General features: G+C 42.8%; 26 protein-coding genes and 1 pseudogene. 5 read left to right on the forward strand and 22 right to left on the reverse strand.

Going from position 1 to position 22,840, the window contains the following annotated elements; all coding sequences use genetic code 11:
* Nucleotides 1-115 precede the first annotated feature (115 nt).
* Nucleotides 116-1,168, forward strand: coding sequence for an NAD(P)H-dependent flavin oxidoreductase (locus ACYX4J_RS14830; RefSeq protein WP_476176926.1), 1,053 nt, complete (start codon nt 116-118; stop codon nt 1,166-1,168).
* 39 nt (nt 1,169-1,207) lie between these two features.
* On the opposite strand, the gene ACYX4J_RS14835 is transcribed toward ACYX4J_RS14830, so the two are convergent.
* The gene (locus ACYX4J_RS14835; RefSeq protein ID WP_476176927.1) at nt 1,208-1,948 is read right to left on the reverse strand and encodes a carbon-nitrogen hydrolase family protein; all 741 of its coding nucleotides are present in this window, start codon (nt 1,946-1,948) and stop codon (nt 1,208-1,210) included.
* Nucleotides 1,949-2,268: 320 nt separating this feature from the next.
* Nucleotides 2,269-3,618 carry a 3-carboxy-cis,cis-muconate cycloisomerase gene (gene pcaB, locus ACYX4J_RS14840; protein WP_445363683.1) on the reverse strand — a complete coding sequence of 450 codons (1,350 nt, stop codon included), beginning with the start codon at nt 3,616-3,618 and terminating at the stop codon, nt 2,269-2,271.
* Nucleotides 3,619-4,289: 671 nt separating this feature from the next.
* On the opposite strand from pcaB, the gene ACYX4J_RS14845 reads away from it, so the two are divergent.
* Nucleotides 4,290-5,060: a class I SAM-dependent methyltransferase gene (locus ACYX4J_RS14845; protein WP_476176928.1), complete on the forward strand. Its 771-nt coding sequence runs from the start codon at nt 4,290-4,292 to the stop codon at nt 5,058-5,060.
* Nucleotides 5,053-5,988: a TauD/TfdA family dioxygenase gene (locus ACYX4J_RS14850; RefSeq protein WP_476176929.1), complete on the forward strand. Its 936-nt coding sequence runs from the start codon at nt 5,053-5,055 to the stop codon at nt 5,986-5,988. The genes ACYX4J_RS14845 and ACYX4J_RS14850 overlap by 8 nt, the downstream gene beginning before the upstream one ends.
* A 388-nt stretch (nt 5,989-6,376) precedes the next feature.
* On the opposite strand, the gene ACYX4J_RS14855 is transcribed toward ACYX4J_RS14850, so the two are convergent.
* The 6 genes from ACYX4J_RS14855 to ACYX4J_RS14880 form a co-directional block, all read right to left on the reverse strand.
* Nucleotides 6,377-6,724, reverse strand: a complete 348-nt coding sequence (locus ACYX4J_RS14855) for a hypothetical protein (RefSeq protein ID WP_444957128.1) — start codon at nt 6,722-6,724, stop codon at nt 6,377-6,379.
* Between the two features lie 570 nt (nt 6,725-7,294).
* Entirely contained in the window at nt 7,295-7,789 is a 495-nt protein-coding gene (locus tag ACYX4J_RS14860; protein WP_475708427.1) for a DoxX family protein, read from the reverse strand.
* A 596-nt stretch (nt 7,790-8,385) separates the two neighbouring features.
* Nucleotides 8,386-8,802: a hypothetical protein gene (locus ACYX4J_RS14865; RefSeq protein ID WP_475708428.1), complete on the reverse strand. Its 417-nt coding sequence runs from the start codon at nt 8,800-8,802 to the stop codon at nt 8,386-8,388.
* A gap of 496 nt (nt 8,803-9,298) precedes the next feature.
* A complete protein-coding gene (locus tag ACYX4J_RS14870; RefSeq protein ID WP_476176930.1) occupies nt 9,299-9,814 on the reverse strand; it encodes a ClbS/DfsB family four-helix bundle protein in 516 nt (171 codons plus the stop codon).
* Nucleotides 9,815-9,834: 20 nt separating this feature from the next.
* Entirely contained in the window at nt 9,835-9,993 is a 159-nt protein-coding gene (locus ACYX4J_RS14875; RefSeq protein WP_476176931.1) for a hypothetical protein, read from the reverse strand.
* Between the two features lie 252 nt (nt 9,994-10,245).
* Nucleotides 10,246-10,584 (reverse strand): energy transducer TonB, encoded by a 339-nt coding sequence (locus tag ACYX4J_RS14880; protein ID WP_476176932.1) that lies wholly within the window; start codon nt 10,582-10,584, stop codon nt 10,246-10,248.
* 346 nt (nt 10,585-10,930) lie between these two features.
* Between ACYX4J_RS14880 and ACYX4J_RS14885 the strand changes: the two genes are divergently transcribed.
* The gene (locus tag ACYX4J_RS14885; RefSeq protein ID WP_445361041.1) at nt 10,931-11,872 is read left to right on the forward strand and encodes an IS110 family RNA-guided transposase; all 942 of its coding nucleotides are present in this window, start codon (nt 10,931-10,933) and stop codon (nt 11,870-11,872) included.
* A 433-nt stretch (nt 11,873-12,305) separates the two neighbouring features.
* Here ACYX4J_RS14885 and ACYX4J_RS14890 read toward each other — a convergent pair whose 3' ends face one another.
* Nucleotides 12,306-12,656 (reverse strand): hypothetical protein, encoded by a 351-nt coding sequence (locus tag ACYX4J_RS14890; protein ID WP_476176933.1) that lies wholly within the window; start codon nt 12,654-12,656, stop codon nt 12,306-12,308.
* A 251-nt stretch (nt 12,657-12,907) separates the two neighbouring features.
* On the opposite strand from ACYX4J_RS14890, the pseudogene ACYX4J_RS14895 reads away from it, so the two are divergent.
* Nucleotides 12,908-13,848 (forward strand): annotated as a pseudogene (locus ACYX4J_RS14895) (IS110 family RNA-guided transposase).
* Between the two features lie 36 nt (nt 13,849-13,884).
* Here the strand turns inward: ACYX4J_RS14895 and ACYX4J_RS14900 are convergent.
* The 13 genes from ACYX4J_RS14900 to ACYX4J_RS14960 form a co-directional block, all read right to left on the reverse strand.
* Complete coding sequence (locus ACYX4J_RS14900; protein WP_476176934.1) at nt 13,885-14,163, reverse strand: hypothetical protein; 279 nt, start codon at nt 14,161-14,163, stop codon at nt 13,885-13,887.
* Between the two features lie 10 nt (nt 14,164-14,173).
* Nucleotides 14,174-14,596, reverse strand: coding sequence for a hypothetical protein (locus ACYX4J_RS14905; RefSeq protein WP_444932601.1), 423 nt, complete (start codon nt 14,594-14,596; stop codon nt 14,174-14,176).
* 551 nt (nt 14,597-15,147) lie between these two features.
* The gene (locus tag ACYX4J_RS14910; protein ID WP_445354759.1) at nt 15,148-15,381 is read right to left on the reverse strand and encodes a hypothetical protein; all 234 of its coding nucleotides are present in this window, start codon (nt 15,379-15,381) and stop codon (nt 15,148-15,150) included.
* Nucleotides 15,382-15,550: 169 nt separating this feature from the next.
* A complete protein-coding gene (locus ACYX4J_RS14915) occupies nt 15,551-17,107 on the reverse strand; it encodes a transposase (RefSeq protein ID WP_476176935.1) in 1,557 nt (518 codons plus the stop codon).
* Between the two features lie 181 nt (nt 17,108-17,288).
* Entirely contained in the window at nt 17,289-17,747 is a 459-nt protein-coding gene (locus tag ACYX4J_RS14920; protein ID WP_476176936.1) for a hypothetical protein, read from the reverse strand.
* 97 nt (nt 17,748-17,844) lie between these two features.
* Nucleotides 17,845-18,114, reverse strand: coding sequence for a hypothetical protein (locus tag ACYX4J_RS14925; RefSeq protein WP_476176937.1), 270 nt, complete (start codon nt 18,112-18,114; stop codon nt 17,845-17,847).
* A gap of 48 nt (nt 18,115-18,162) precedes the next feature.
* Nucleotides 18,163-19,527, reverse strand: a complete 1,365-nt coding sequence (locus ACYX4J_RS14930; protein ID WP_476176938.1) for an IS4 family transposase — start codon at nt 19,525-19,527, stop codon at nt 18,163-18,165.
* Nucleotides 19,528-19,693: 166 nt separating this feature from the next.
* Nucleotides 19,694-20,032, reverse strand: coding sequence for a hypothetical protein (locus tag ACYX4J_RS14935; protein WP_444958397.1), 339 nt, complete (start codon nt 20,030-20,032; stop codon nt 19,694-19,696).
* Nucleotides 20,033-20,261: 229 nt separating this feature from the next.
* The gene (locus ACYX4J_RS14940) at nt 20,262-20,630 is read right to left on the reverse strand and encodes a hypothetical protein (protein WP_476176939.1); all 369 of its coding nucleotides are present in this window, start codon (nt 20,628-20,630) and stop codon (nt 20,262-20,264) included.
* A gap of 120 nt (nt 20,631-20,750) precedes the next feature.
* A complete protein-coding gene (locus ACYX4J_RS14945) occupies nt 20,751-21,323 on the reverse strand; it encodes a hypothetical protein (RefSeq protein ID WP_476176940.1) in 573 nt (190 codons plus the stop codon).
* A 144-nt stretch (nt 21,324-21,467) separates the two neighbouring features.
* A complete protein-coding gene (locus ACYX4J_RS14950; RefSeq protein WP_445357969.1) occupies nt 21,468-21,896 on the reverse strand; it encodes a hypothetical protein in 429 nt (142 codons plus the stop codon).
* An 82-nt stretch (nt 21,897-21,978) separates the two neighbouring features.
* Nucleotides 21,979-22,509: a hypothetical protein gene (locus ACYX4J_RS14955; RefSeq protein ID WP_444932931.1), complete on the reverse strand. Its 531-nt coding sequence runs from the start codon at nt 22,507-22,509 to the stop codon at nt 21,979-21,981.
* A 110-nt stretch (nt 22,510-22,619) separates the two neighbouring features.
* Entirely contained in the window at nt 22,620-22,832 is a 213-nt protein-coding gene (locus tag ACYX4J_RS14960; protein ID WP_444957421.1) for a hypothetical protein, read from the reverse strand.
* Nucleotides 22,833-22,840: the final 8 nt, after the last annotated feature.

Genomic DNA, 22,840 nt, shown 5'->3' on the forward strand with positions numbered 1-22,840 from the left:
TTGCTGTTCGCGCTCCCCAAAAACTTTTGCAGCAGTAACGCCTGCGAGGTATAGCTACCTCGCACAATCTGCACTAAGGTGGCCCAGAAGGGGAGCGCAACTCACAGGCAGGGCCATGAATCCATTACTCGAAAAACTCGGAATTTCCCATCCTATTTTTGCAGCACCCATGGCCGGGGTATCCACACCCGCTCTCGCCGCCGCTGTATCCAATGCAGGAGGACTCGGCTCACTTGGACTCGGCGCCTGCTCAGTAGAAAAAGCCGCAGATGAAATTCGTTGTACTCACGACCAGACCGAGCACCCCTTTAATGTAAACCTCTTTTGCCACCAGCCCCCGACAAAAGATCCCCAACGGGAACAAGCCTGGCTTTCCCATCTCGCCCCACATTTTGCCGCCTTCGATGCACCGGTTCCCAAGCTGATCAATGAACCCTACTCAACATTTATCAGCAATAAGGCCATGCTGGAAGTTTTGCTCGAGCAAAAGCCACCGGTTGTCAGCTTCCACTTTGGCCTACCGTCAGAAGAGTTTATCGCCTCACTAAAAGGTGCAGGGATTATCTTGATGGCCACGGCAACCTCTCCTCAAGAAGCCAAACTTGCTGAGGATGCTGGTATCGATGTTTTAATTGCCCAAGGTATTGAAGCTGGTGGGCATAGGGGGGTCTTCCACCCAGAGAGCGACCAGGAAATTGGAACTCTGGCCTTGGTGCGATTGCTGTGTTGCCACAGCAGCTTACCAATCGTTGCTGCGGGTGGCATTATGGATGGCGCTGGCATTCGCGCTGCACTATCTCTCGGAGCCAGCGCCGTGCAAATGGGAACCGCATTTGTCCTCTGTCCGGAATCTGCGGCCTCCGACAGCTACCGCAGCGCCTTGCAAAGTGAGCGCGCACAGCACACAGAGATTACCGCCAATATTTCCGGGCGCCCCGCTCGCGGTATCAGCAACCAATTCTATAAAGCACTAAGTAAGGGCGCTCCCCCTCTGCCGGATTACCCGATCGCTTACTCCGCAGGCAAAGCCCTGGCTCAAGCAGCTACAAAAGCGGGCAATGACGACTATGCCGTTCAATGGGCCGGACAAGGAGCCCCTCTCGCACGAGCCCTGCCCGCAGCCGGATTGGTGACAGCTTTAGTAGCAGAGCTGGAAGCGAGTCAATGAGGGGAGCTATTGGCAACTACCATTTATAGAGCTGCACAATTAAAGAGACACAATCTCCGAACACCACCCTTCATCGTCACGCTCAACGCAAACTAGTTGGCTGGCTGTATCACTCGCGCTGACAATCTCACCTTCGGGGCCCCAAGCTGCACTACAGCCGGCTGTGGAATAACCACCTGTCGGCTGATTAAAGTTCGCAATAGCCACCAATAAATTGTGCTCCAAAGCATAATTTGCCAGCTGTTGACTATCCTCCGGGTATCCCATCGGAGTAATCAATACCCCTGCCACATAAACTGAAGCCCCCTGCTTTTCATAGGTGGCAACATGACCTGGGTTACAAACATCTGCACAAATAACCAGAGCTACGGTCTCACCTTCGATGTTCAGTGATAGATATTCAGATCCGGGAACGAACCATTTTTCTTCTCCTGGATGCAAATGTATTTTCAAATAAACAGAAATCTCACCCTGAGGAGAAAATACGAGCGAACCGATCGCAATACCATTCTTCTGACGAATAGGCGCACCCACAACTAGCCAAACACCACTGTCAGCTGCCACCTCCGCTAGAGGGCTTAACTGTGGATCGTCGATCTTAAGCGCTAATTGTTCAGCCAGATCCGGCTCATAACCAGTTAAAGAAAGTTCAGGAAATACCACAATAGAGGCCTTTCTCCTTACTGCGACTTTTACAGCATGGATATGTGACTCAATATTGCGTTCTATATTTCCTTTCACTGACGGCAACTGTGCCAATGCCAGTTTAAACCTGCCCATCACCCCCCCCTTCAGATCACCACTTAAATACAACATGAACCGAATAAATTACTGTATATGTTACACCACAAGTAATAAGCATCGATTCTTGATTGTGTTAATTTTTAAGTTTCTTCCAGCTATAGAATCCCTATCCTTAAATAAACAACCTAAATTTTCTTCAGGTATCTATTTAAAAAAAATAGTTGACTGAAAAAATAAAAACCAGCCAAGATAAAGATTTAGACTCTAATCTTAGAGAGTTTGCATTAAGAGCAGCGGAGACAAGAATCAATCCACAGCAGCTAGCAGTGACAATTGGGAAACGGCAGGTTACTGAGTCAGCGCTCTTTTCCAGCAAGCGTTGCATCAACCATCTCCCCGCATGATCCAAGATAGTTATGAGGGTCAAGAAGTTGATCTAACTCCGCATCAGAGAGAGCCCCCGACACCTGTTTATCTTCCTTTAACAAGTCAGAAAAAGGACGACCCGTCTCCATTGCCTGGCAGCAAATCTGGTAAACCAAATCGTGGGCATTCTCACGCCCCAGTTTCGGTCCCAGTCCCATCATTACAGCCTCAGAGAGCACTAAACCTCCTGTCATTTCCAAGTTTCGCATCATTTTTTCAGGAAATACCTGAAGTCCTTCTAGCGCAAAACGTGCCTGGGATAATATCGATGCGGTAAGGCAGAATATTTCCGGCAGAACAATCCACTCTATCTCCCACGGGCCCGTAGCCCGCTCATGGTCTTCAACCATCGCTTCCAGCAAAGAGGCAACCTGCTGTCTAACCACTGGGACAGTACCGCTGATAAGAACTGCTGATAGAGGGTTGTGCTTTTGGGGCATTGTACTAGACGCTCCCCGGCCAGATATAAGAGGCTCCGCCACCTCCCCGACTTCTGTCTGTGCCATTAGTTTTATATCGAAGGCTATTTTTCCCAAGGTGCCAGTAATCAGCCCCAATAGACAAGCCACTTCGGTAACGCGATCTCTCATCGTATGCCAGGCGATACAAGGGACTCCGAGATCGAGTTCCTGCATAATTCCTCTTTGAACTTCTAGCCCCTGATGCCCCAGGGAAGAAAGATTACCCGCCGCACCACCAAATTCCCCTACAAACGCCCGAGACTTTATCTCTTTTAAGCGCGTTTGATGGCGATGAATACCAGCCAACCAAACAGCCGCCTTGTAGCCGAACGTTATAGGTACCGCCTGTTGAAGATTACTGCGCCCAACCATAGGCGTATCCCTGAAACGCTTGGCCAGGCTCGCTAAAGCATCTGCTATCCCATTGACCTCCGTCTCAACAATTTCAAGCGCCGCCCTAATCTGTAAGACGGTTGCCGTATCCGTAATATCTTGAGTAGTAGCCCCCCAATGACACCACTGACCTAAATCTCGACTACACAGTGCCACTAGCTGCTCTACAACACCCAGCACCGGATAACCAATCAGCTCCGTTTGCTCCTTGAGCTTTACAAAATCTATCTGCTTGGCGTCACAGTGTTGAGTAATGTCCTCTGCAGCCTCTGCAGGGATTATTTTTAACCGGGCCTGTACTTTGGCCAGCGCCGCTTCAACATCGAGATAGCGCTGAACACGCTGTTCATCCGAGAAAATCTTCCGCATTGCTGAAGTACTAAAAATATCGCAAAAAACGACAGAATCAATCGCGGTTGCTCTCATATCAAATCACGCTTAACAAGATGCCTAGACGCCAACAGGATCAAAACCACAACAACATCAGATTAGCTAAGGAAGAGATATTCTAAAAAATTAACCTAAGAATCGAGGCGCCAAGAATATGGGGAACTAGAGGCGCCGCTAATCAAGCACATCAATCCAACCTAAGAGAATTGAATACAACAAGCTAAAACATACTCCTGATTACATTACCCCCTATCTAAACAGCATCCTAAAGCGAATTTAATCCATTAAATTCAACCCCAAAAAATTAGTTTTATTTGACATATATCAATTCTAAAAACAAAAGTACTGCTAGCCTGAGCGGCATGAATAATATAAATAAAATGTGAGCTATGAATATTCTATCTCAACAAAAAGACTTTGAGGCTCCTCCTCCAGCTTTGCACAATTAACCAAGCAACAAAATCAAACAATAAAAAACTGCCAGCATGCCCACGCAAAACAAGCTGCAGAATACAACAAAACACCAAGTGGATTTCCTGGGAACGACTAACTTTATATATTTAAAACGCCGGCCTTATCAAAACAGCAATTAAACTTAAATAATTAAAGCCGCAAATACCTAAAATTTCACCAGCCATGTAGTAAACACCAATATACACACCACTGCATAGCATACTTTATCCCTAAAATTGAAGGAGCAGTTCGGGATGAACTTACCACTATCAACTGAAACCATCTATAACAAACAAGCTCATAGCTGGAATCGCTCTGAGAAAATCCTACTCAGTGATTTCACCGCTCGCCCCAAAGTTTTGGAAGCAATCGGAGATATCTCCGGGAAAAACATATTGGATATGGGCTGCGGTGAAGGCTATGTATCCAGGATGCTACTTGATAAGGGAGCAGGTTCAATCTTTGGTGTTGACTCTTCCTCAGAGATGATTTCCCAGGCAAAGGAAACAGCTTCTGCTGGAAATTTGACGAAAGCAGAATATGCAGTTGGAAATGCCGTTACATTTACAGAATTTCCTAGAGAAAAGTTTGACCATGCTATTGCTGTATTTCTTTTCAACTATCTAACCATAGAAGAAATGACAAAGGCCATAAGTAAGGTCAAGAGTCTATTAAATAAAGGGGGCACCTTTATTTTTACAGTGCCTCACCCTTGCCTTCCGTTCATGAGGGAAGAAGTTCCTCCATTCTACTTTCAACACGGCAACTTGACTTATTTAGATGGCATAGATCAAACATTTGAAGGGAAAATATGGCGCAGAGACGGCAAGCCAGTTTCAGTACGATGCGTGCATAAAAATTTTTCACACTATTTTGAAGCTCTGGCACAAGCTGGTTTTAAATCCCTGCCAACTGTTCAAGAACTCTCAGTGACTCAAGAGCACCTCGACCTAGATCCAGATTTTTTCTCACCACTAGCCGGCTATCCACTACACGTATTATTTAAGGTGCAAGTAAATGACTAACTTAGCCCCAAGTGAAGTAGTTCAAACTCAAGCCTGGACTGCTAATGATATGACCGCAACTTCCAACTGGAAGTTTCTGTGGCCTTCAAACTGGAAATCTGAAGTCGAGGCTTTGGAGAGCTGGGCCAAACAACAAAACAACCCGATTGAAAATCTGACCCAAGAATCAGTTGCCACACCTGAATTCGACCAACTTGCCAACCAGATAAAACATGAAATAGAGCATGGTAGTGGTGTGGCATGGATACAAGGCGAGGAATCATTAAGCAAGCCAACGCTTAACCTACTATTTCTAAAGCTTAGCCTGGCAATGGGCAATACTATAGATACTTATGGCCGGCTTTATGGGATTCTCGACACAGGAAAAGACTACACTAGCGAAGCTATTCCTGTGTCTCAGACAAATTCACCCACTGGCGTCCATACTGATAGCTCACAACGTACCGTACAACCAAAGATACTTGGATTATGCTGCCTTACTCCGGCAGTTGAGGGTGGAAAATCGAAAATCGTCTCTGCGGCTCAAGTTCATGAAAACTTGCGAAAAACTGCTCCACAAAAACTAGAGATCCTGTACAAAAACTATATTAGAGATTTAGTTACTCCAGGCAGTGACAAAAACATAAAAAGCATACTTGAGAACTGTTTTCCTATTTTCGAATATTCAAACGAAAAGCTCAGTATTCGTTATATGCGGTACTGGATTGAGAAAGGCCATCAGCGCGTGAACCAGCCTTTATCAAAAGAAGTACTTAAGGCTCTGGATATACTAGATAAGGAATTAAACAGTGCGGAGAATACATTAAGCTTCTACATGAACTCTGGAGATATGGTCTTCGTTGACAACACCAAAGTCCTACATGATCGGGATGGATTTATTGATACTCCGGATCAGAAGCGGGTTTATACCAGGGTATGGATTGATTAGGCTCCATCTAATCAAACCATAAACCATATACTCTTTAGCAGAACACCATCACTTTGTGAGCTAATAATTTGCGAAATGCTGATTGGCAGCCTAAGAAAAACTGGAGAAGTACTTTAAACACTTCTCCAGCTTTAACGGGTGAAAGATCTCCCCGCAAAAATTTCTATTAACTTCCAATTAAACCTAACGATACCGAATACCTACTAAAGGCAGGCTAGTCTTTTTATTAACATCTCAAACACCGGACTTATGAAGCTGGAGGCTTTTGGTGGGCAAAACGAGGCCAGCTTTTCAAAGCTTCATGCTTTAACTTACATGGTTTCACTTGCCTGATTTTGACCCATGCATGCAGCAAAAGATAGGTTGCATGACATGGGATTATAAGGCATCACAGACGCTGTATTTGAACGTGCTGAATTTTACCACCATATACAACCACATCTTCCAAACCGGAATACTCTACTTTCTCTCCAGCATGTGTTTCACCTGTAAAGTTAAAGTTGAAATGAACTATCCCGGGTTTGGTTTCTGTAACACTGCATACTTCCCACTCAAGCTTTGAAAACATACCATGATGAAGTCTCTGCATAGACATGATGTCATTCACACCTAAGAATAGATCTCCTTTTCCTGACCTGAATGTGGAGCTTTCACAAAATAGTTTTGTGATTTCATCAAAGTTACTTTCGTTTGAGAGTTTGAAATAATACTCTGCTATCTCCAAAGAACTCATCATCTTTTATTCCTCCCGATTACACATATCTGAGTTGTAGCATAGACCTACTCATAAGCGCAACGCTTTACTCAGGCCATCACCGGGATAAAGCTGCTTTGGTCTACAGCACAAAGCGAACAGAACATAGGATTCAGCAATTTGTTATGCTTTACTCCAAATAATTGAAAAAACAACCCACATGAATATAGGAGTATTGATTCCTAGTGATAAAACACCAAAATTTTGAAAACGTTTAAGCTTGGGCTTCCATCTGCTTTTGTAAATTTTACTAAACCGAAACGGTTCGCCTATTTCCTTACTTGAAATAAACATCGAAGTTATCATGATCAAAGCAGCGACAACCAATATGATTGATTTTATCAAACCACTCAGTTGAGTAAAAATCACAACCCACCAAGAAATCGGAACTACACACCCAACAAAAAAACCTACCGCAAATAATGTTCTATATTTCATCCGACCTTTTTAAAAATATAACAATTCAAACACATGTGTGCTTTAGCGCGTCTGTTTGATTTGATTTGATTTGATTTACTAAAGCTTGGGCAGACCTTACACACAACACTTCAATCAGCCGACTGAATTAGTGGTCGACAGCCTTAAATTGTTATGACCTTTCGCACACAGAAAATATGCCCACGCAATTAGTATGATTTGCAGTGGCGCACGTAATAACAAATAAACAGGCCCCCATTGATGCCCACCAAGACCAATACCGTTTAATGCCGCATAAATATTTGCAGGAAAGAAAATAACGAAAACTACAATAGCAAGCCATGCAGCATGGAGCTGATATCTTGGCACAAAAAGAGCAATACCTATCAATAGCTCAATCAATCCGGTGAGATAGATTATCGCTAGGCGAAAAGGAACCCAAGACGGTAACATTTCCACCATGCCCTCCGTTTTAACAAAGTGCCCAACGCAGAAGAATATGAAGGTTATTCCCAATCCCCAATAGGCGTACTTTTTAACATTCAGAGGCTTGCCGCTAAACTTTGAATAAATAAAAGAGATACCTAAGGGACTAGACAACAGTAAAAGAATAATTATTGGAGTTACCATAGTTTCCTCATAACGCTAAGTTCACCCACAGAGACACATTCGCGCTGGAGCCGGTGACAGCGCCTTGTGTGGTTGTTCTTACCCGATTCTGATATTGAAAGTACTTTTCGCTAACGGGTAAATTGGGAGCCATCTTCGGTGGCCACCGAAGACCTTGTTAGTCACAGTTCACTGCTGAACCGATTAGTTTATATAGACCATTAAAGAGTACGAACGTGACAGATATCCGCAAGGCACAACTCAGATAGTTATATGGACCTCAAACCCGAATAGCAAGGTGGAGATACCTTATCGTATGAAACCTCAATAGATCAATGTCAGAATTGATACCGGCAATAAATAACTCGATATTCATGTGAGATCTACAGGCCAATTCTTTAGCGTCACCAATAAAAATTTCATTAAGCCATTAAGGATTCCACTCAATCTCAAAGAATATTAGCAGAGTCTAAAGAAAGACTCGAATTAGAGTTTTTTTGTGCACGGAGAAAGCAGACTCCCCCCCCAAATACGACCATGAAAAATAACACCTACTGGGATGAAAGTATGGCTTAAAAAATTGACGAACAACCATTGTCACTTGCTATGAGAACCTCTCATTGCGACGTAATCCCAATGAGCGAACTGATTGAGAGTGATTGTTTACAGCTGGGGGATACTCCCTCTGAGCAGCAATACTGGATAGTTATCGCCATATCATAACCCGATGCGGGCATATGAAGTAAAACACTGGGTTGCTCACTGCCGACTTTATAATCCATAGAAGAGCTTGAAATTTCCTTTTTATCAATCAATAGGAAGGTTTGAACCCGTCCCGCTAAGCAACTTTCGAGTTTGTTAGCAAACTCAAGCTGATATAGAAAAGTATCAACACTTCCAGAATCTATTTTTTCCAACTTAATAGACAGCAAGTCTGCATTTGCTCGTGTTACTTCAGTATTTTTAGGTAGGCCATAGGCCATAGCTTCACCACAAAGCGCTAAAAATAAAAATTTTATAACATGCTTAAACATAGCTCGTTTAGCTCATAATGTCGGATTCAGGCGCGCCAGGAGCGAAGCGCCACTTGTGTATTAAGGGGAGCGCAGTAACCTTACACTCAAAAGTGCGTAGCTTTGGGTGTCGACTGGAACCCCTTGTTGTGTAGGAGGATTACCATATGATACTTGTAATTACTATTACTGCTACAATATACAAAACACCATTAATCGCAGTACGAATAGTTAACGGTGGGTTAGATTCTCTAGTGCTCAATTTCTTATATAGATAAATACTACTTAAGCTAACAAATACACATATCGTAGCAGTTACATAATCTTGAACGCTAGGCACTGTCTTGTCTGTAAGAATATATGCAAAAAAAAAGCAAAATACCTGATATAGGAAGCCCTATAGCTGTATATGCACTTAGCAGTACGTTTTTTGTTTCACTATTCACTCTTCACCTCGAACAAAACACTTAAATTAGGTATTTCTTAGGCGTTATCTGGGTTTACAGGTTGTATGAATTTACTTGATATTATTCTGCCTCTTAAACCTGCGCACCTTTGTGCGGATATTTTTCATTGGAGATGAGGTATTAAACTGGATCATCCTCCCAAGAGTGTAACTTTTATACCAACTGTGCCCATAAAGTTCATCATTGCTCAATGAGTCTACAAGCTTTAGTATTTTTTGTATTGTAAACTGGAATTCTGTCAGCAACTGTTTATAAGACCAATCCTTATAGGATGCATGAAAGTGCTGCGCTAGCTTCCCAAGCTCATTCCAGCTGTAACCTTTTTCTGGAAAATCTACTTCGAGATTATTTACCCTAAGCTCATGCCATTTTAGGACAAGATTTCCCCAACCGATCAGGTATGAAATAGTATCAGAAACGCTTATTTCTGTATTTTTTATATTACCTTCGACACCAATCTCTCTCGAAAGCTCCTTGGGGACCCCCATATAATCAGCAAATAAATTTTCATAAGAATTTTCAATTGACGAGATTAATTCTTCTTTATTTTTCGAAATTGAAGACATAGCTATCAATGGTTACTCGATTACAGAGTATTTACATAACGCTCGCATTTACGGTGGGTAAAGTGTAGTTTAAGCCCTACGATAGCGGCGAATAATATGTGCTTGTTCAGTGATTTAACACCCACCATCACCGTCGCCTCCATCTCCACCACCAATATTTCCTGAATATCCACTGCCAAGGTAAGCGCCAGAGCTAGAGCCCTGAGTTATTCCAAACTTTACAATAAACCACAGCACACTGGAAATTAGGAAGCCAGTGAATACTAACGGGGCAAAAACTGAGTTAAGCAAATTTTCGGAACTAAGATCGATCAAATACCAAGACCCCACTAGGCCGAAAAAATTAATTATGAATGATTTCATTTGCTCCCCTTGTACCACTTAACACCTTGCGGAGACCCATAGGGCCGCAAACTCGCTGCCTGTGATTGTTATTTCCGTATACACTCGCCGTCCAGATTGTAGCTTATTTTGCGCTTCACGCCATGAACTGGGGCAGTTACACCTATTAACTCCCTAGGCACTAACTTGTATTTCATAAGAGCTTTTCTAGCTGCCTCATCAAATACACCTTCAGGATTAGAATCTATGATTTTAACATTTTCAAAAAAACCATCAGGCATTACCGTCACTTCGAACTCTACCCAACCCTCTATGCAATTTTTAAGTGCCTCTAAAGGATAATTTGACTTTACATAAATTATTGTTGCCGACGCAATTCCGGACATGAGAGAAATAGTGAGAGTGAATATTATTGGAATGCTCTTCATGTTCTTATTCTCAAAACGTTAAGATCAGCGGCGGCTTGTTTAGTGAACATTTAACATGCATATTGGAACGTAGTAACGGTATAAAAAACGCACAAAGTAAAACGTCAGCTACATTGCCTTGTATGATTGCTCTTGTCTGATTCTGATGTTGAAAATCCTTTTCGTTAACGGGTAAATTGAGACCCACCTTCGGCGGCCACCGAAGGCCTTGTTTATCACAGTTCGCTGCTTGACTGGTTCGTAAAAGACCGATAACAAGTATGAACGTGATAAGCACTCACTAGGCATAACTCGGATAGTCATGTGGGCCTCGAGCCCGAATAGCAAGGCGGAGATAGCTTATCTTATGGAACCTCAAGAGATCAATGTCGGTATCGATACCAGCAGTAAACAACTCGATATTTATGTGAGACCTACTGGCCAATTCTTTAGTGTTGCCAATGATAAAAATGGCATTAAGGATGCCATTAAACAATTACAACCTCTTAAACCTCAAAGAGTATTAATAGAGTCTACAGGAAGACTCGAATTAGAGTTTGTTTGCGCCGCTGACAGAGCAGGATTACCTGTTGTTGTTTGCAACCCTTCACAGATAAGAAGCTTCGCTAAATCCGCAGGGCGCCTCGCCAAAACTGACAAGCTAGATGCAATGGATATTGCACATTTTGGTGAGGCCATGAAGCCAAGACTATCGGAGCTAAAGCCAGTAAAGCTTAGGGAGATCAGTGACTTACTGGCTGTAAGAAGTCAGTGTTTAGAGATGAGTACAATGCAAAAGAATCGGCTTCAGAGGATGCCGAAATCAGTACACAAACCTATCCAGACCATTCTAAACACCATCAAGAAAGAGTTACAAGGTATCGACAAGCAACTGGATAAACTGGTTAACAGTGTGTCTGAGTGGCGGCAAAGGCGCGACCTATTGTTGAGTGCCAAAGGGGTCGGAAATGTATTGGCTTATACGCTGATGAGTGAACTTCCCGAACTAGGAAAATTGAACCGTAAAGAAATCGCTGCACTTGTAGGTATCGCTCCGATGAACCGTGATAGCGGCAGCTTCCAGGGAAAGAGATATATTCGAGGAGGAAGGCATCGTGTACGAACAGTTTTGTTTGTCTCCATCATGTCAGCCATTCAGCATCATCCCAAATTAAAGCCGATGTATAAGCGATTAGTCGACGCTGGCAAACCTAAAAAGGTTGCTCTGATTGCCTGCATGAGAAAGCAGATTACCATCCTGAATACGATGGTGAAAAATAACACCTATTGGGATGAAAGTATGGCTTAAAAACTTGACGAGTAACCATAGTCACTTGTTAAGGCTTTTGCCTGCTAAACGTAAATTTATTGCCATTTTCTACCAGCCCTCTAAAGAAACCCTTATCAATCTCGGCAATATGAGCCTTTACCATATAAGAACCATCCAAGCGAAGAATGAGAGTGTTACCTATTAACTCCCAAGCTCCTTCAAAAGGTAAAACCAAACAGCCTAGTTTTGGATGTTTTGTACACTTAAAAGTGTTGTTATATGTAAACTCACACTCGTCCCAGCCTGACTCACCACCAAATATGCCCCCACTCCTACCCTCCCAGGTGCCTACTAGATCCTGAGCTAAGCAAGTATTGTACTTAGTAACAATAGAGTCATGAGCTTATTCATGGAGAACCTTAACACCTTTAATATGTGCGGCCGCGCAGCAAACGTCACATGTCTAATTTTATTATGTGCATTTACCTACTGCCTTAATTGAAAAATGTACTGTTCCTGCATGACTTGTCTTTTTATATAGGCACAGCTCTGAGCCTATTTTTACTTGGCCAGGAGAGCTTACCCCCACATGAGCTAAGTTGCCGTTAGCTAATTTGACCAAGAGTTTAGGATCATTTCCAGTTTGGCTGCCACCATAAACCTGAGCATGCGCGACACCTGAAACAAGCTCAGTGCTTTTAGGAAAACCGACATATAGGAAGAGCACTCCAACTCCCAGCGTAACCAAGATTGCGAACAGAATGCCTTTGTGTTCGCAATACCAGAGTTCAACTGTCGCAAATATGGCTCGTTTATCTCTCATAGTCTAGACAATGCTGCCATTGCTTGTATGGTTGTTCTTGCCCGATTCTGATGTTGAAAATCCTTTTCGCTAACGGGTAAATTGAGACCCACCTTCGGCGGCCACCGAAGGAATTGTTTATCACAGTTCGCTGCCTGGCCGGTTCGTAAAAGACCGATAACAAGTATGAACGCGATAAGCACTCACTAGGCATAACTCGGATAGTCATGTGGGCCTCGAGCCCGAATAGCAAGGCGGAGATAGCTTATCTTATGGAACCTCAAGAGATCAATGTCGGTATCGATACCAGCAGTAAACAACTCGATATTTATGTGAGACCTACTGGCCAGTTTTTTAGTGTTGCCAATGATAAAAGTGGCATTAAGGATGCCATTAAACAACTTCAACCTCTTAAACCTCAAAGAGTATTAATAGAGTCTACGGGAAGACTCGAGTTAGAGTTTGTTTGCGCCGCCGACAAAGCAGGATTACCTATTGTTGTTTGCAATCCTTCTCAGATAAGAAGCTTCGCTAAATCCGCAGGGCGTCTCGCCAAAATCGACAAGCTAGATGCAATGGATATTGCACATTTTGGTGAGGCCATGAATCCAAGGCTGTCGGCACTAAAACCAGAAAAGCTTAGGGAGATCAGTGACTTACTGGCGGTAAGAAGTCAGTGTTTAGAGATGAGCACAATGCAAAAGAATCGGCTTCAGAGAATGCCGAAATCAGTACACAAACCTATACAGACCATTCTAAACACCATCAAAAAAGAGCTACAAGGTATCGACAAGCAACTGGATAAACTGGTTAACAGTGTGTCTGAGTGGCGGCAAAGGCGCGACCTATTGTTGAGTGCTAAAGGGGTCGGAAATGTATTGGCTTATACGTTAATGAGTGAACTTCCCGAGCTAGGAAAATTGAACCGTAAAGAAATCGCTGCAATTGTCGGTATCGCCCCGATGAACCGTGATAGCGGCAGCTTCCAGGGAAAGAGATATATTCGGGGTGGAAGGCATCGTGTACGTCGGTTCTATTTGTTTCCATTATGTCTGCCATACAACATCATCCCAAACTAAAGCCGATGTACAAGCGATTAGTCGACGCTGGCAAACCTAAAAAGGTCGCTCTGATTGCCTGCATGAGAAAGCAGATTACGATCCTGAATACGATGGTGAAAAATAACACCTACTGGGATGAAAGTATGGCTTAATAACTTGACGAACAACCATAGTCACTTGTTAGCTTTTTACTGAAAGTCCCCACGAGCTTTTAAAATACCATTTTGCTTCAAAAGAAACAGCTCATCGATATAGTTGCCGTAAACTACTACAGCAGAACTTCCCTCTAATTTGTAGTAAGGCTCAGGGAGCCAATCGATGGCATGTTCTTTCTCATAGCCTGTTATATCAATTACCACCGACTCAGAGAACTCGACCTTCACTGGCTTGATCTTCGTGTTCTTATTATATGAATGGGCATAGTCATAAGCGGCATATGGAAGCCACGCAGTGGCTGGAGCGAACATCACCTACTTGTTAGCCTTTGCCACCAAGCTCGAACTTCTGATGCAACTCATAGATTTGCTCCGTAAGGATATTATTACAATTCTGAACCGAAATCCGAGCGCCTGACTTATCTCCGATAACCACATATCTTACCCCGACTTGAAAGTCGTATTTGCACGTACAGGCTGTATCAAGCTTTAGATAGATTTTTTCAATCCTATTTCCATTAAGATCTTCGACCTTATCAAATAGAACTTCAATAGACTCTATTCTTTCTTCATGCCCCTTTTCTTGCGATACGATAGCCTTTCGATATTGAACCTCTCCACGAAAGGTAAAATTCGACTCTTCTATTCTTTCAGATAATGTTTTCTTCGTATATTCAATCCAGCAGCTTGCCAGCCCACTTGGCGAGCATATCAATAGAGCTAAGACTACTAAGAATTTATTCATGGCTTAGAGGCTAACGTCCGGTTAATAGGCAAGCGGAGCAACGCGTAGCCTGTCCCAGTGAAAGCTGCGTTTTTCGCAGCTGGAACGAATTGAACCGCTTGTTATATTTATGCACTACCAAAGACACGAGCCACACACCGATTACAACCCCAGATTGAAGTCACCAACCCAAGGAAAAATAGAAAGCCAAGAAAAATACAAAGTGACTTTGTAACTATATCTAAAGGTCCTTCGCTTTGGGCTACCCAATATACTCCATAACCTCCGCCCACTAGGGCAATAAAGCTGAGTATAAAGAGTGTTGGACGTTTCCAGTTTGCTTGAGGCATATCACCCCAAAAGCATAAGAAATTGACAACACTACAAAGATTACAATTTTTTCTCATATGATTTAAATATAATGCCTTTAGCATGGGCGGCCGCTATGGAGCGAAGCGGAATAGTGGACGTCCAGCCCGGCGGCTTTTTGCCGGGCGAGCATGCCTAAACTTGTATGGTGTGCGGACTCGCAGTATAGCGCCATGAAACCATCCCCGATTTTTTGTATGACGCTAACCCCACTGCCCCAAAACGACGACGGATATTGACACCACCAAAAACAGTAAAGCAGCAATAGTAAGCGTTGAAACTAAAATGTACTTGTTGCGATGGAGAGCATACGAACCAAAGGTTAGCTTCGATACAATGCTACCCACTGCGACTGGCGCACCTATAGCTAGGGCTATAGCCATCCAGGGACCGATTGCCTGAATGATTGTGCCTGCGCCGACGAATAATGCTTCCATTCCAAACTCCATCGAGTACACCTAACGAGACTGTAGAAAAACAGTTTTAGAAAAAGCTGTCACTCCTCAGGCTCCTCTAATTTAAATTTCGAGCTAAATTTAGCTATACCACCAAATTTCTTTCATTGTATTAAATTTAGGCGTCTTGACGCCCTTAATTCATCCTCAATCAGTGAATACTGCCACATCTCATCAACTTTTCAATGTTATGTACCAAGCAGAACATCTGCCATTGTCCCTGAACCTTACTTTTTCCTCGTAGCGAGAAGCGATTTAATCGCTTGTTGGTACCAATGTTCCCAAACACAGGCTCAACAACAGACATTCGATGCCCATAAATGGTCTTGCCTTCGATACTATCAACCCGCTTTTTCATCCAGTCAGTGGCTGTCCGTCCGTTTGTCCAAGTTAGGGATACTTGCCTTCCATGTCCTTTTCGAGAGTCGGCAGAATCTGGGTTTCGCATGCACTGTTTTTTAAGGCTGCATTTCCTGCAGTCAGTGAGGCGCCCTTCGAACAATAGTTTTTTCTTACCTTCACTGACATGCTCTTCTTTTAACAAAAGCATGGATTTTCCTGCAGGACAAATACAGGTTTTCTTTTTCTTGTTGAATGTAAATTCACTAGCTGGGGTAGTCTTCTGGACATTAGCCCTACCTTTTTGATTGCGCTTGCCATACTTGGTTTTTTGCGTTGTAAAAGCTTTATCTCGTGAACGGAATTTATTATCAGGTATGTAGGCATTGATGCCGTTCTCTCGCAGGTAGTTGTAGTTAGCGTCGTTGGAGAATCCAGTATCAGCAGTAATGATGACCTGTTTGGCCAAGATGTCTTCATCTATTCCTATATTCTGATAATGGCAACTGATGCCATCAAGAATAGGTTTCAATGTATGATGCTCCTGGCCCTCTCCAAAGGCCTGGGCCTCAACAACTATCTGATGCTTCCTATCAACTGCGGCAACACCGTTATAGCCCTGAATGGTTCCCTTGCTGGTAGTCATCTTAGCTGATTCATTGTCCGTGATATTACTTTTCACTTCTTTAGGTTTTTTACCTTGCCCCATCCTGGGGGAGTGATTTTTTAAGAACTGATCAATTTTATCAAAGTGTTTCTGCAGCGTATCCGCCGCTTTAGCTACCGCTTGCTTTCGCTCTTTTTCTTTAGGTTTCCTGCCATCCAGCCTCTTGTGCTCTTTGAGGCAATCTTTGATCTTCTTGCGAATTTTTTCCTGCTTCTGTTCTAGCTCTCTAAAAGTCCCCGAATGTTCTTTGCTGGCATTGGATGGCATCTTGCATCCATCTATTGCGAAAAGTTCGTTGCCAAGCAGCCCCTGCTGATCGCAGACCAGTAACACTTTCTCAAACACCGACTCAATCGCATCAGGATAACTGCTTACGAAACTTGCAATACTAGTAAAATGCGGAACGGTATCGCATGACAGTGCTTTGAAGAGGATATTATTCTCACATTGCCATTGAATTTCACGGCTTGAGGTAATGCCTTTTGAGTAAGCAAACAATGTGATTTTCAGGAGGATAGCTGGATCATAAGCGGTTCGCCCGCCGCTATCATTTTGATATTTTTTATGGAAGACAGAGAGGTCGATATGGTCATCAATCAAATGATGAAGTGTAAACTCAAAGGTTTCAGGTTGTAGTTGTTCTTCGAAATTGATGACGACCATTGCATCTTGGTTGTAATCGTAACGTTTGAAATTGGGCATATGGATAATCTCGACATCAAGACCTCCATTTTAACAAAAAAGCTACTTTTTAAGAGTTTTTCTACAGCCTGAACGTTGCCAGTAGAGGCGGCCTACGCTGTGTATGCGCGCAGCGCATAGCGTAGGCCGTCCTGCGGAGGCGCGCAGCGCCGGAACGTACTGCCTGGTTAGGTTAGGTGACTTACCGATAAATAAGTTCGCCATTCTTCTTTACAAATACAGGTTCTGTTACTGTAAGTCTCTGTCCATCTCTATAAGCAACGGTTTTTAGCTCTAACTGAAAGAACCTTTCGTCCGAATAAAACCATTTAGTTACGGTTGTTTTTACGTTTTCATACTTAGTTCCTGGTGCACCTAATTTACCGAGATTTGCATGTTCGATTTTACTCATGTCGGTTACATGCAGGTCACCCGCCCCGAAGATAATTAAGTAACATTGTGAAGACTCTTCTCTGTAGCAAAGCGCATAAGCGCTTTTCCACTTATTCCACTTTCCTTGGCCAATGGCTAGCGAAAGTTTCTCTCGTGAAATATTTTTGAATTCAGAGATCCGGCTCAAAGTATCTACAAGATCACACTCACCACAAGCAGTCGCTTGTGAAGCAAGAGCTAAAAAAATAGTTAAAAGTATTGATCTCATATTCACCTAACGCCGTGCTAAACGGCGCGCGCTTTTTGCGCGTCCAGTGGAGGCCGCTTTCGGCCGGAACGGTGTTTGAGCACCTTGTTATAGGCCTTCACTCTGCAGCCCTACCTACAATTTTAAGCTGTATACCACTAGCTATTTCTATGATTAAAGAAAGACTTACTTGAAACCAATACTCATCTCCAGCTTGGTCATAAAAGCTAAAGCAGAACTGCTGTTCATCTGCATCAAAGCCACCACGAAAAGAATCTAAGTGAAACATATCATCGGATTCGATTTTGGACCACCGGGAGATTGAATGCGATTTGGCTTTAATTTGCTTACAGATTTTTACGAATTCTTGGGATATAGATACTTCCATTACTCGAACCCTGCTGCTCTGTAACGCCGTGCCTGTGTTTTATACACATTATTTAAGTCCATTTAAAACCTCTGCTGCTTCAACATAATGGAGCAACTTAGCATATCCTTGCCAAACAGTTTTAACCCCTGGCTCGCCATCGCCTTTACGCCCTAGAAATCCTCCTAGACCTGCCAGCATACGCGTTATATCTCTCATGCTTGGAGGTATATTCGGTGGGGAACTTTTATCTCGCATCATCCATACCATGCGCCATTCTTTTTCAGAGTAAGCACTCGTACATGGTTCATCAGGAAGACTTTTTGCTTGTGTAGTTATCGAATGTAGTCGCCATCCAATAATCATATAGATCGCAATACAGTTCAACATTCGCTGCTCTGTTCTAAAACGATTACTTTCTATCTGGCATCCGCCTTTTACCACCCGAAAATAGGTTTCAATTTCCCACCGGCTTCGATACCACTCAATGATGACTCTCGCCTGCTTATAGTCTTCAACTGGAAGATCAGTTAACAGCATCCACTCAATGCCTTTTTCACCCTCTGGTGGGTTTAATTCCTTAGCCAATACAGCATAGAGAGAAAGTGGTCGTTTAGATTTTCCTTTTCCAAGTAGCCGTATCTCAGTAGTGGATACGCTGACTTTGGCTTTTCTTCCAGGTTCCCCATTCCGTTTGGGAATGTCTACCGCGTATAGACCAATAGATTTCTGCTCGTTCATATGATCCCAAAGCAAAACCGTTTCTTCTCCATCGAGCTCTAAAGTGCGATTGGCCTTAGCTCGAACGATATAGCTCGCCCGCCGCTGTTCACTTTGCTCTTCAGCCAGCTGAAACCACTCATGAATATCACCCTCTCTATCAGCAATACTCACAATTGTGCTTTCAGGGCAGTGCTCTTGTATCTGACAAGCCGTTTCGTAATGGTCTAGCCAGCGTCGACTCTCCTTATCCTTTATCGACTTGGTATAGCGGGAATTAGAACTTGATTCCTTATCTCTCTGCCACATACTACCTTCAACAACACCCAAATTAACTCTGGATGGTGTTATCGCGATGGAGGTGTGCAAGAGTTGTTGGTTGGTCTCTTTACGCCTAAGAGTTCCCATCTCTTTACTTTCTAGGTCAGTGGCAAAATTTAGAAAGGTAGTATCTTGTGGGATAAGAACAACAGGCTGCGCTTTGATTCTCTCAAGAGTTGCCGATTTATGACCGCTCATAATAGAGTCAAAGTTGACTTTATCATTTTCTATAAAGCGATAAGCTGCAAACGTTTCTGCCCAAGTTATGTTTGCACAAGGAATGCTATTGTTTGGGTCTGAACTTAAATTACTGAGAATATTAGACAAGCGCTTATTCAAGCGTGTATCACCCATAACCTGATTTTTTACTTCGTCCATGACCCAGTCCTGCATAATAATCCAGCCAAATCTGTAGTTCTTACTGGGCTAAACTGTAACTTATTGATTTACATAATAAAACTTAAAAAAACTTGTGTATAAAACTTAGCGCCGTGCATACGGGCAAGCGAAACGCAGTGCAGCTTGTCCGAGCGGCTCAGCCGCGCTGTGCTGCACCATGTTATGTGTTGACTGAGTTATCATTTAAATACGCTTCTACTTCTAGACTGATTAGCCCCGGACATCCAGTTTTTAACCAATTCTCGAACTCTTGGTAGCGTGGTGCGTATATTTTACCATTATCATTTACCACGCTTTGTACGAAACCATAGCTGATGACAAATCGCAAATGATCGATAGCACACCCACGCAACTCTTTTTCTTCTAACGTCAGCCTTGTTTCATCACCATCATAATCCCCCAAAGGAATCGTGTATTGGGATTCCTCTAGCAATAGATCAAGAAGGTCCTGTCTTCTTTCACTTTCGTACAAGGCTTTAATTTGGTTCGAATCGATCATGGGTAAGTCTTACACATAACGCCCGCAGTTGCGGACGACTTGTAGCGACGAAGGAGCGGAAATGCGTTCCGACAACCTGCGCTTGTTATGTTTAATCGATGGTATATACAAGACCGCACCCTTTTGATTTTGCGTAATCTCTCGCTGACGTTAACAATTGTAAAAAATCGCTCGCACCAGATATTTTTAAATCTCTTAATTCAGAATTTGATAAATACCCTATTTTTGTCTATTTATTTCTCGTATCAAAATCAGCACCATAACCAGCAAATATGCGCCTGCCTGTTATGGAAAAAATATGCTCTATCTCTGATTCAGTGCACCACACATTTCCCAAACTTTCTGGGAACTCATGATGTTCACCATAAAAGTCAAATACATACTCAATAAACTTGTCGATATATCTAGCTTGCGTTACATCCATAGGTTCTAATTCTGAACCAAAATTTAAAGAGTCTACATAGTTCAACACTTCTTCAGACAGGCCATACCATAAGCTATCCCTGTAAAATTGGAGTAACTTACTGAGATTACCTTGTATCAGGCATTTCAAACCATCTGGAGAGCCAAGGTATATTTCAAAATATCTATTGACCATTCACCACCCAAGAAACATAACGCCCAAGCTCAGTGGAAACTTGAGGCTGGATTTGTATTGCGCGATCAGCGTAAAGTTAAAGCCAGGGTCAAGTTTTCCACTGCAGCTATTTGTCATGCTTTACTTGTTGACTGAGACATGAGAATAATTTGCATTACCCTCTAGTTTAAACTCACCGTCAGCACTATATACTCTTGCATATATTGGCCCATTGAAAGGCCCTCTCGCCGCAAGACGATGACAAAAAACTCCATCCTCACAACTGTCATGGATTAAATTCATTTCCTCAGTAATTGTTAGAAAATTTGCTCCCCCACAATGTAAACACTTTTCTCCTGCTACCCGATTCATTTTCCAAGAAATGTAACTCTTTAGAATTTCTTGTGATTCTTTTACTGGTATATTACTACTACAGAACGGAACCTCTATTTCAACGCCATCTGAAACAGCCTTATAGATATACTCAAACTCTCTAATTGTTGGTATATCTTCCGCAACGGAAGCAGCCTCGCAATCAAAACACCAGACAGGTTTAATTATTACAGATATTAAATCTTTATATTCCAACCTATCCATCGATGATTCAATCTCAACCAACAAATAGTAGTAAACACGCCCAGGGCCATGAGGAAAAAAATGTTCTTCACCGCATTTAAAACATCTAATCGAATCGATATCATACAATTTGCGCAACTATTAATCCTCCAGAAGCATAACGGCCCAATAACGGGCTGGAACGCAGGAGCCGTTTTTGCGCTATTTCAGCACAAAAACGAGCGACGCAGTGGAGGTCCGAGCTAGCTTGCTGGCGGGCGTTAATTGGTTTGTTATGCATTTTCAGCCAGAAAAACTATTGATATAAGCTTCTATTTCTGACTCAATAGATTTCAAGCCATTTACACACGCACGTACTAAGTCTTTACCATCAGGGTTCCCCATCACCAACCATTCCTCCCGGTCAGCTTCCTCCACGGATTTGACGCCATTTACATTTAGCAACGATTCGTGAACAACCTTCTGCAATTTACTCTCAAGGGGTTCATCACGAACAAATTCTGCAGCATTTACAAATACGTACCATTCATCCTCATTATCTTCCTTGGAGGCAATTACACCGCTAATCTGAGGTTTCGAAGAACGATAAATTAGCTCAATGGCCCCATCTTCGTTATTTAACTCAATCTTTGAATCGTCGGTACCAGCACTCACTAATTCTGCTCCCGTGAAAAATAATAAAAATACTAAAGTAGTTATATATTTAGCCATCGCTCCTCTCAATACCGATGCGTAACGCCGCCAACAGAAGCCCGCGCTTGCGCGGGTCCTGTTGCTTGGCCTGGTTAGAAGGCTACTTACGCTGCTGGAGTACAATTTTTTGTTCCTTGTCTTGTGCTTTTACCAGATAAGTATTTGTACCCCATCCTCCGGCCTGTAAATAGTCTTGTACTTTAAGATCGAAAGAAACTCTTTCTCCCCTATACGCTTGATCTTCCTTCACGCCTACAACAGGAGTCAAAATAACTTCCCCAGTATTTCCTTTGAAGCTTTCAGGATTACCAAGCCAGCGCTCACTAAGGAATACTGATTTTATATAAGGTTTCCACATTGGTTTGTTTTTGATAGTTCCTCTCAATCTGTACTCGATAACAGCCTTGGAATTAAATAAGTACAAGTTGGAGTATATTTCTTTGGTTTCTAATACGTCGATTACTAGGTCGTCTTGGTAGCCCCACCACCCAATTTTATACGTTATGGGTACATCAGATTTTGGTTCAGGTATTTTAGGTTCTAGCGCTTTAATCAGGAACCAGTATGTGGCAGTAAGTAGTGCTGCCACTACGCACGCTATAACGATCGTGATTTTGAGTTTTCTCGACATTCTCAAAGCCTTCTAACGACTACAACAGGGACGACTGGAGCGTAGCGTAGGCCGTCCCGCGAAGGGTCAAAGACCCGCAACAACCTGCTTGTATTTGTTATGTTTTGCACTTAGTTAAACCTTTGGGTAAGACCAACAACAATCATAATGGATAACAAACCAAAGCCAATTAGCCTGAGAGAAGTTTTAATACCGCTATTAGCCATAGCCTCCATTGTATCATCTGCTTTATATATTCGATCAACTCCACTGGTTTTTTCATAGACCATCTCAAGACCGACAGCCAGTATGATAATTAGGACAACGTATAAAAATGTAATCAATCAGCCCC

This window comes from Microbulbifer sp. ABM4_008 (assembly GCF_056311705.1).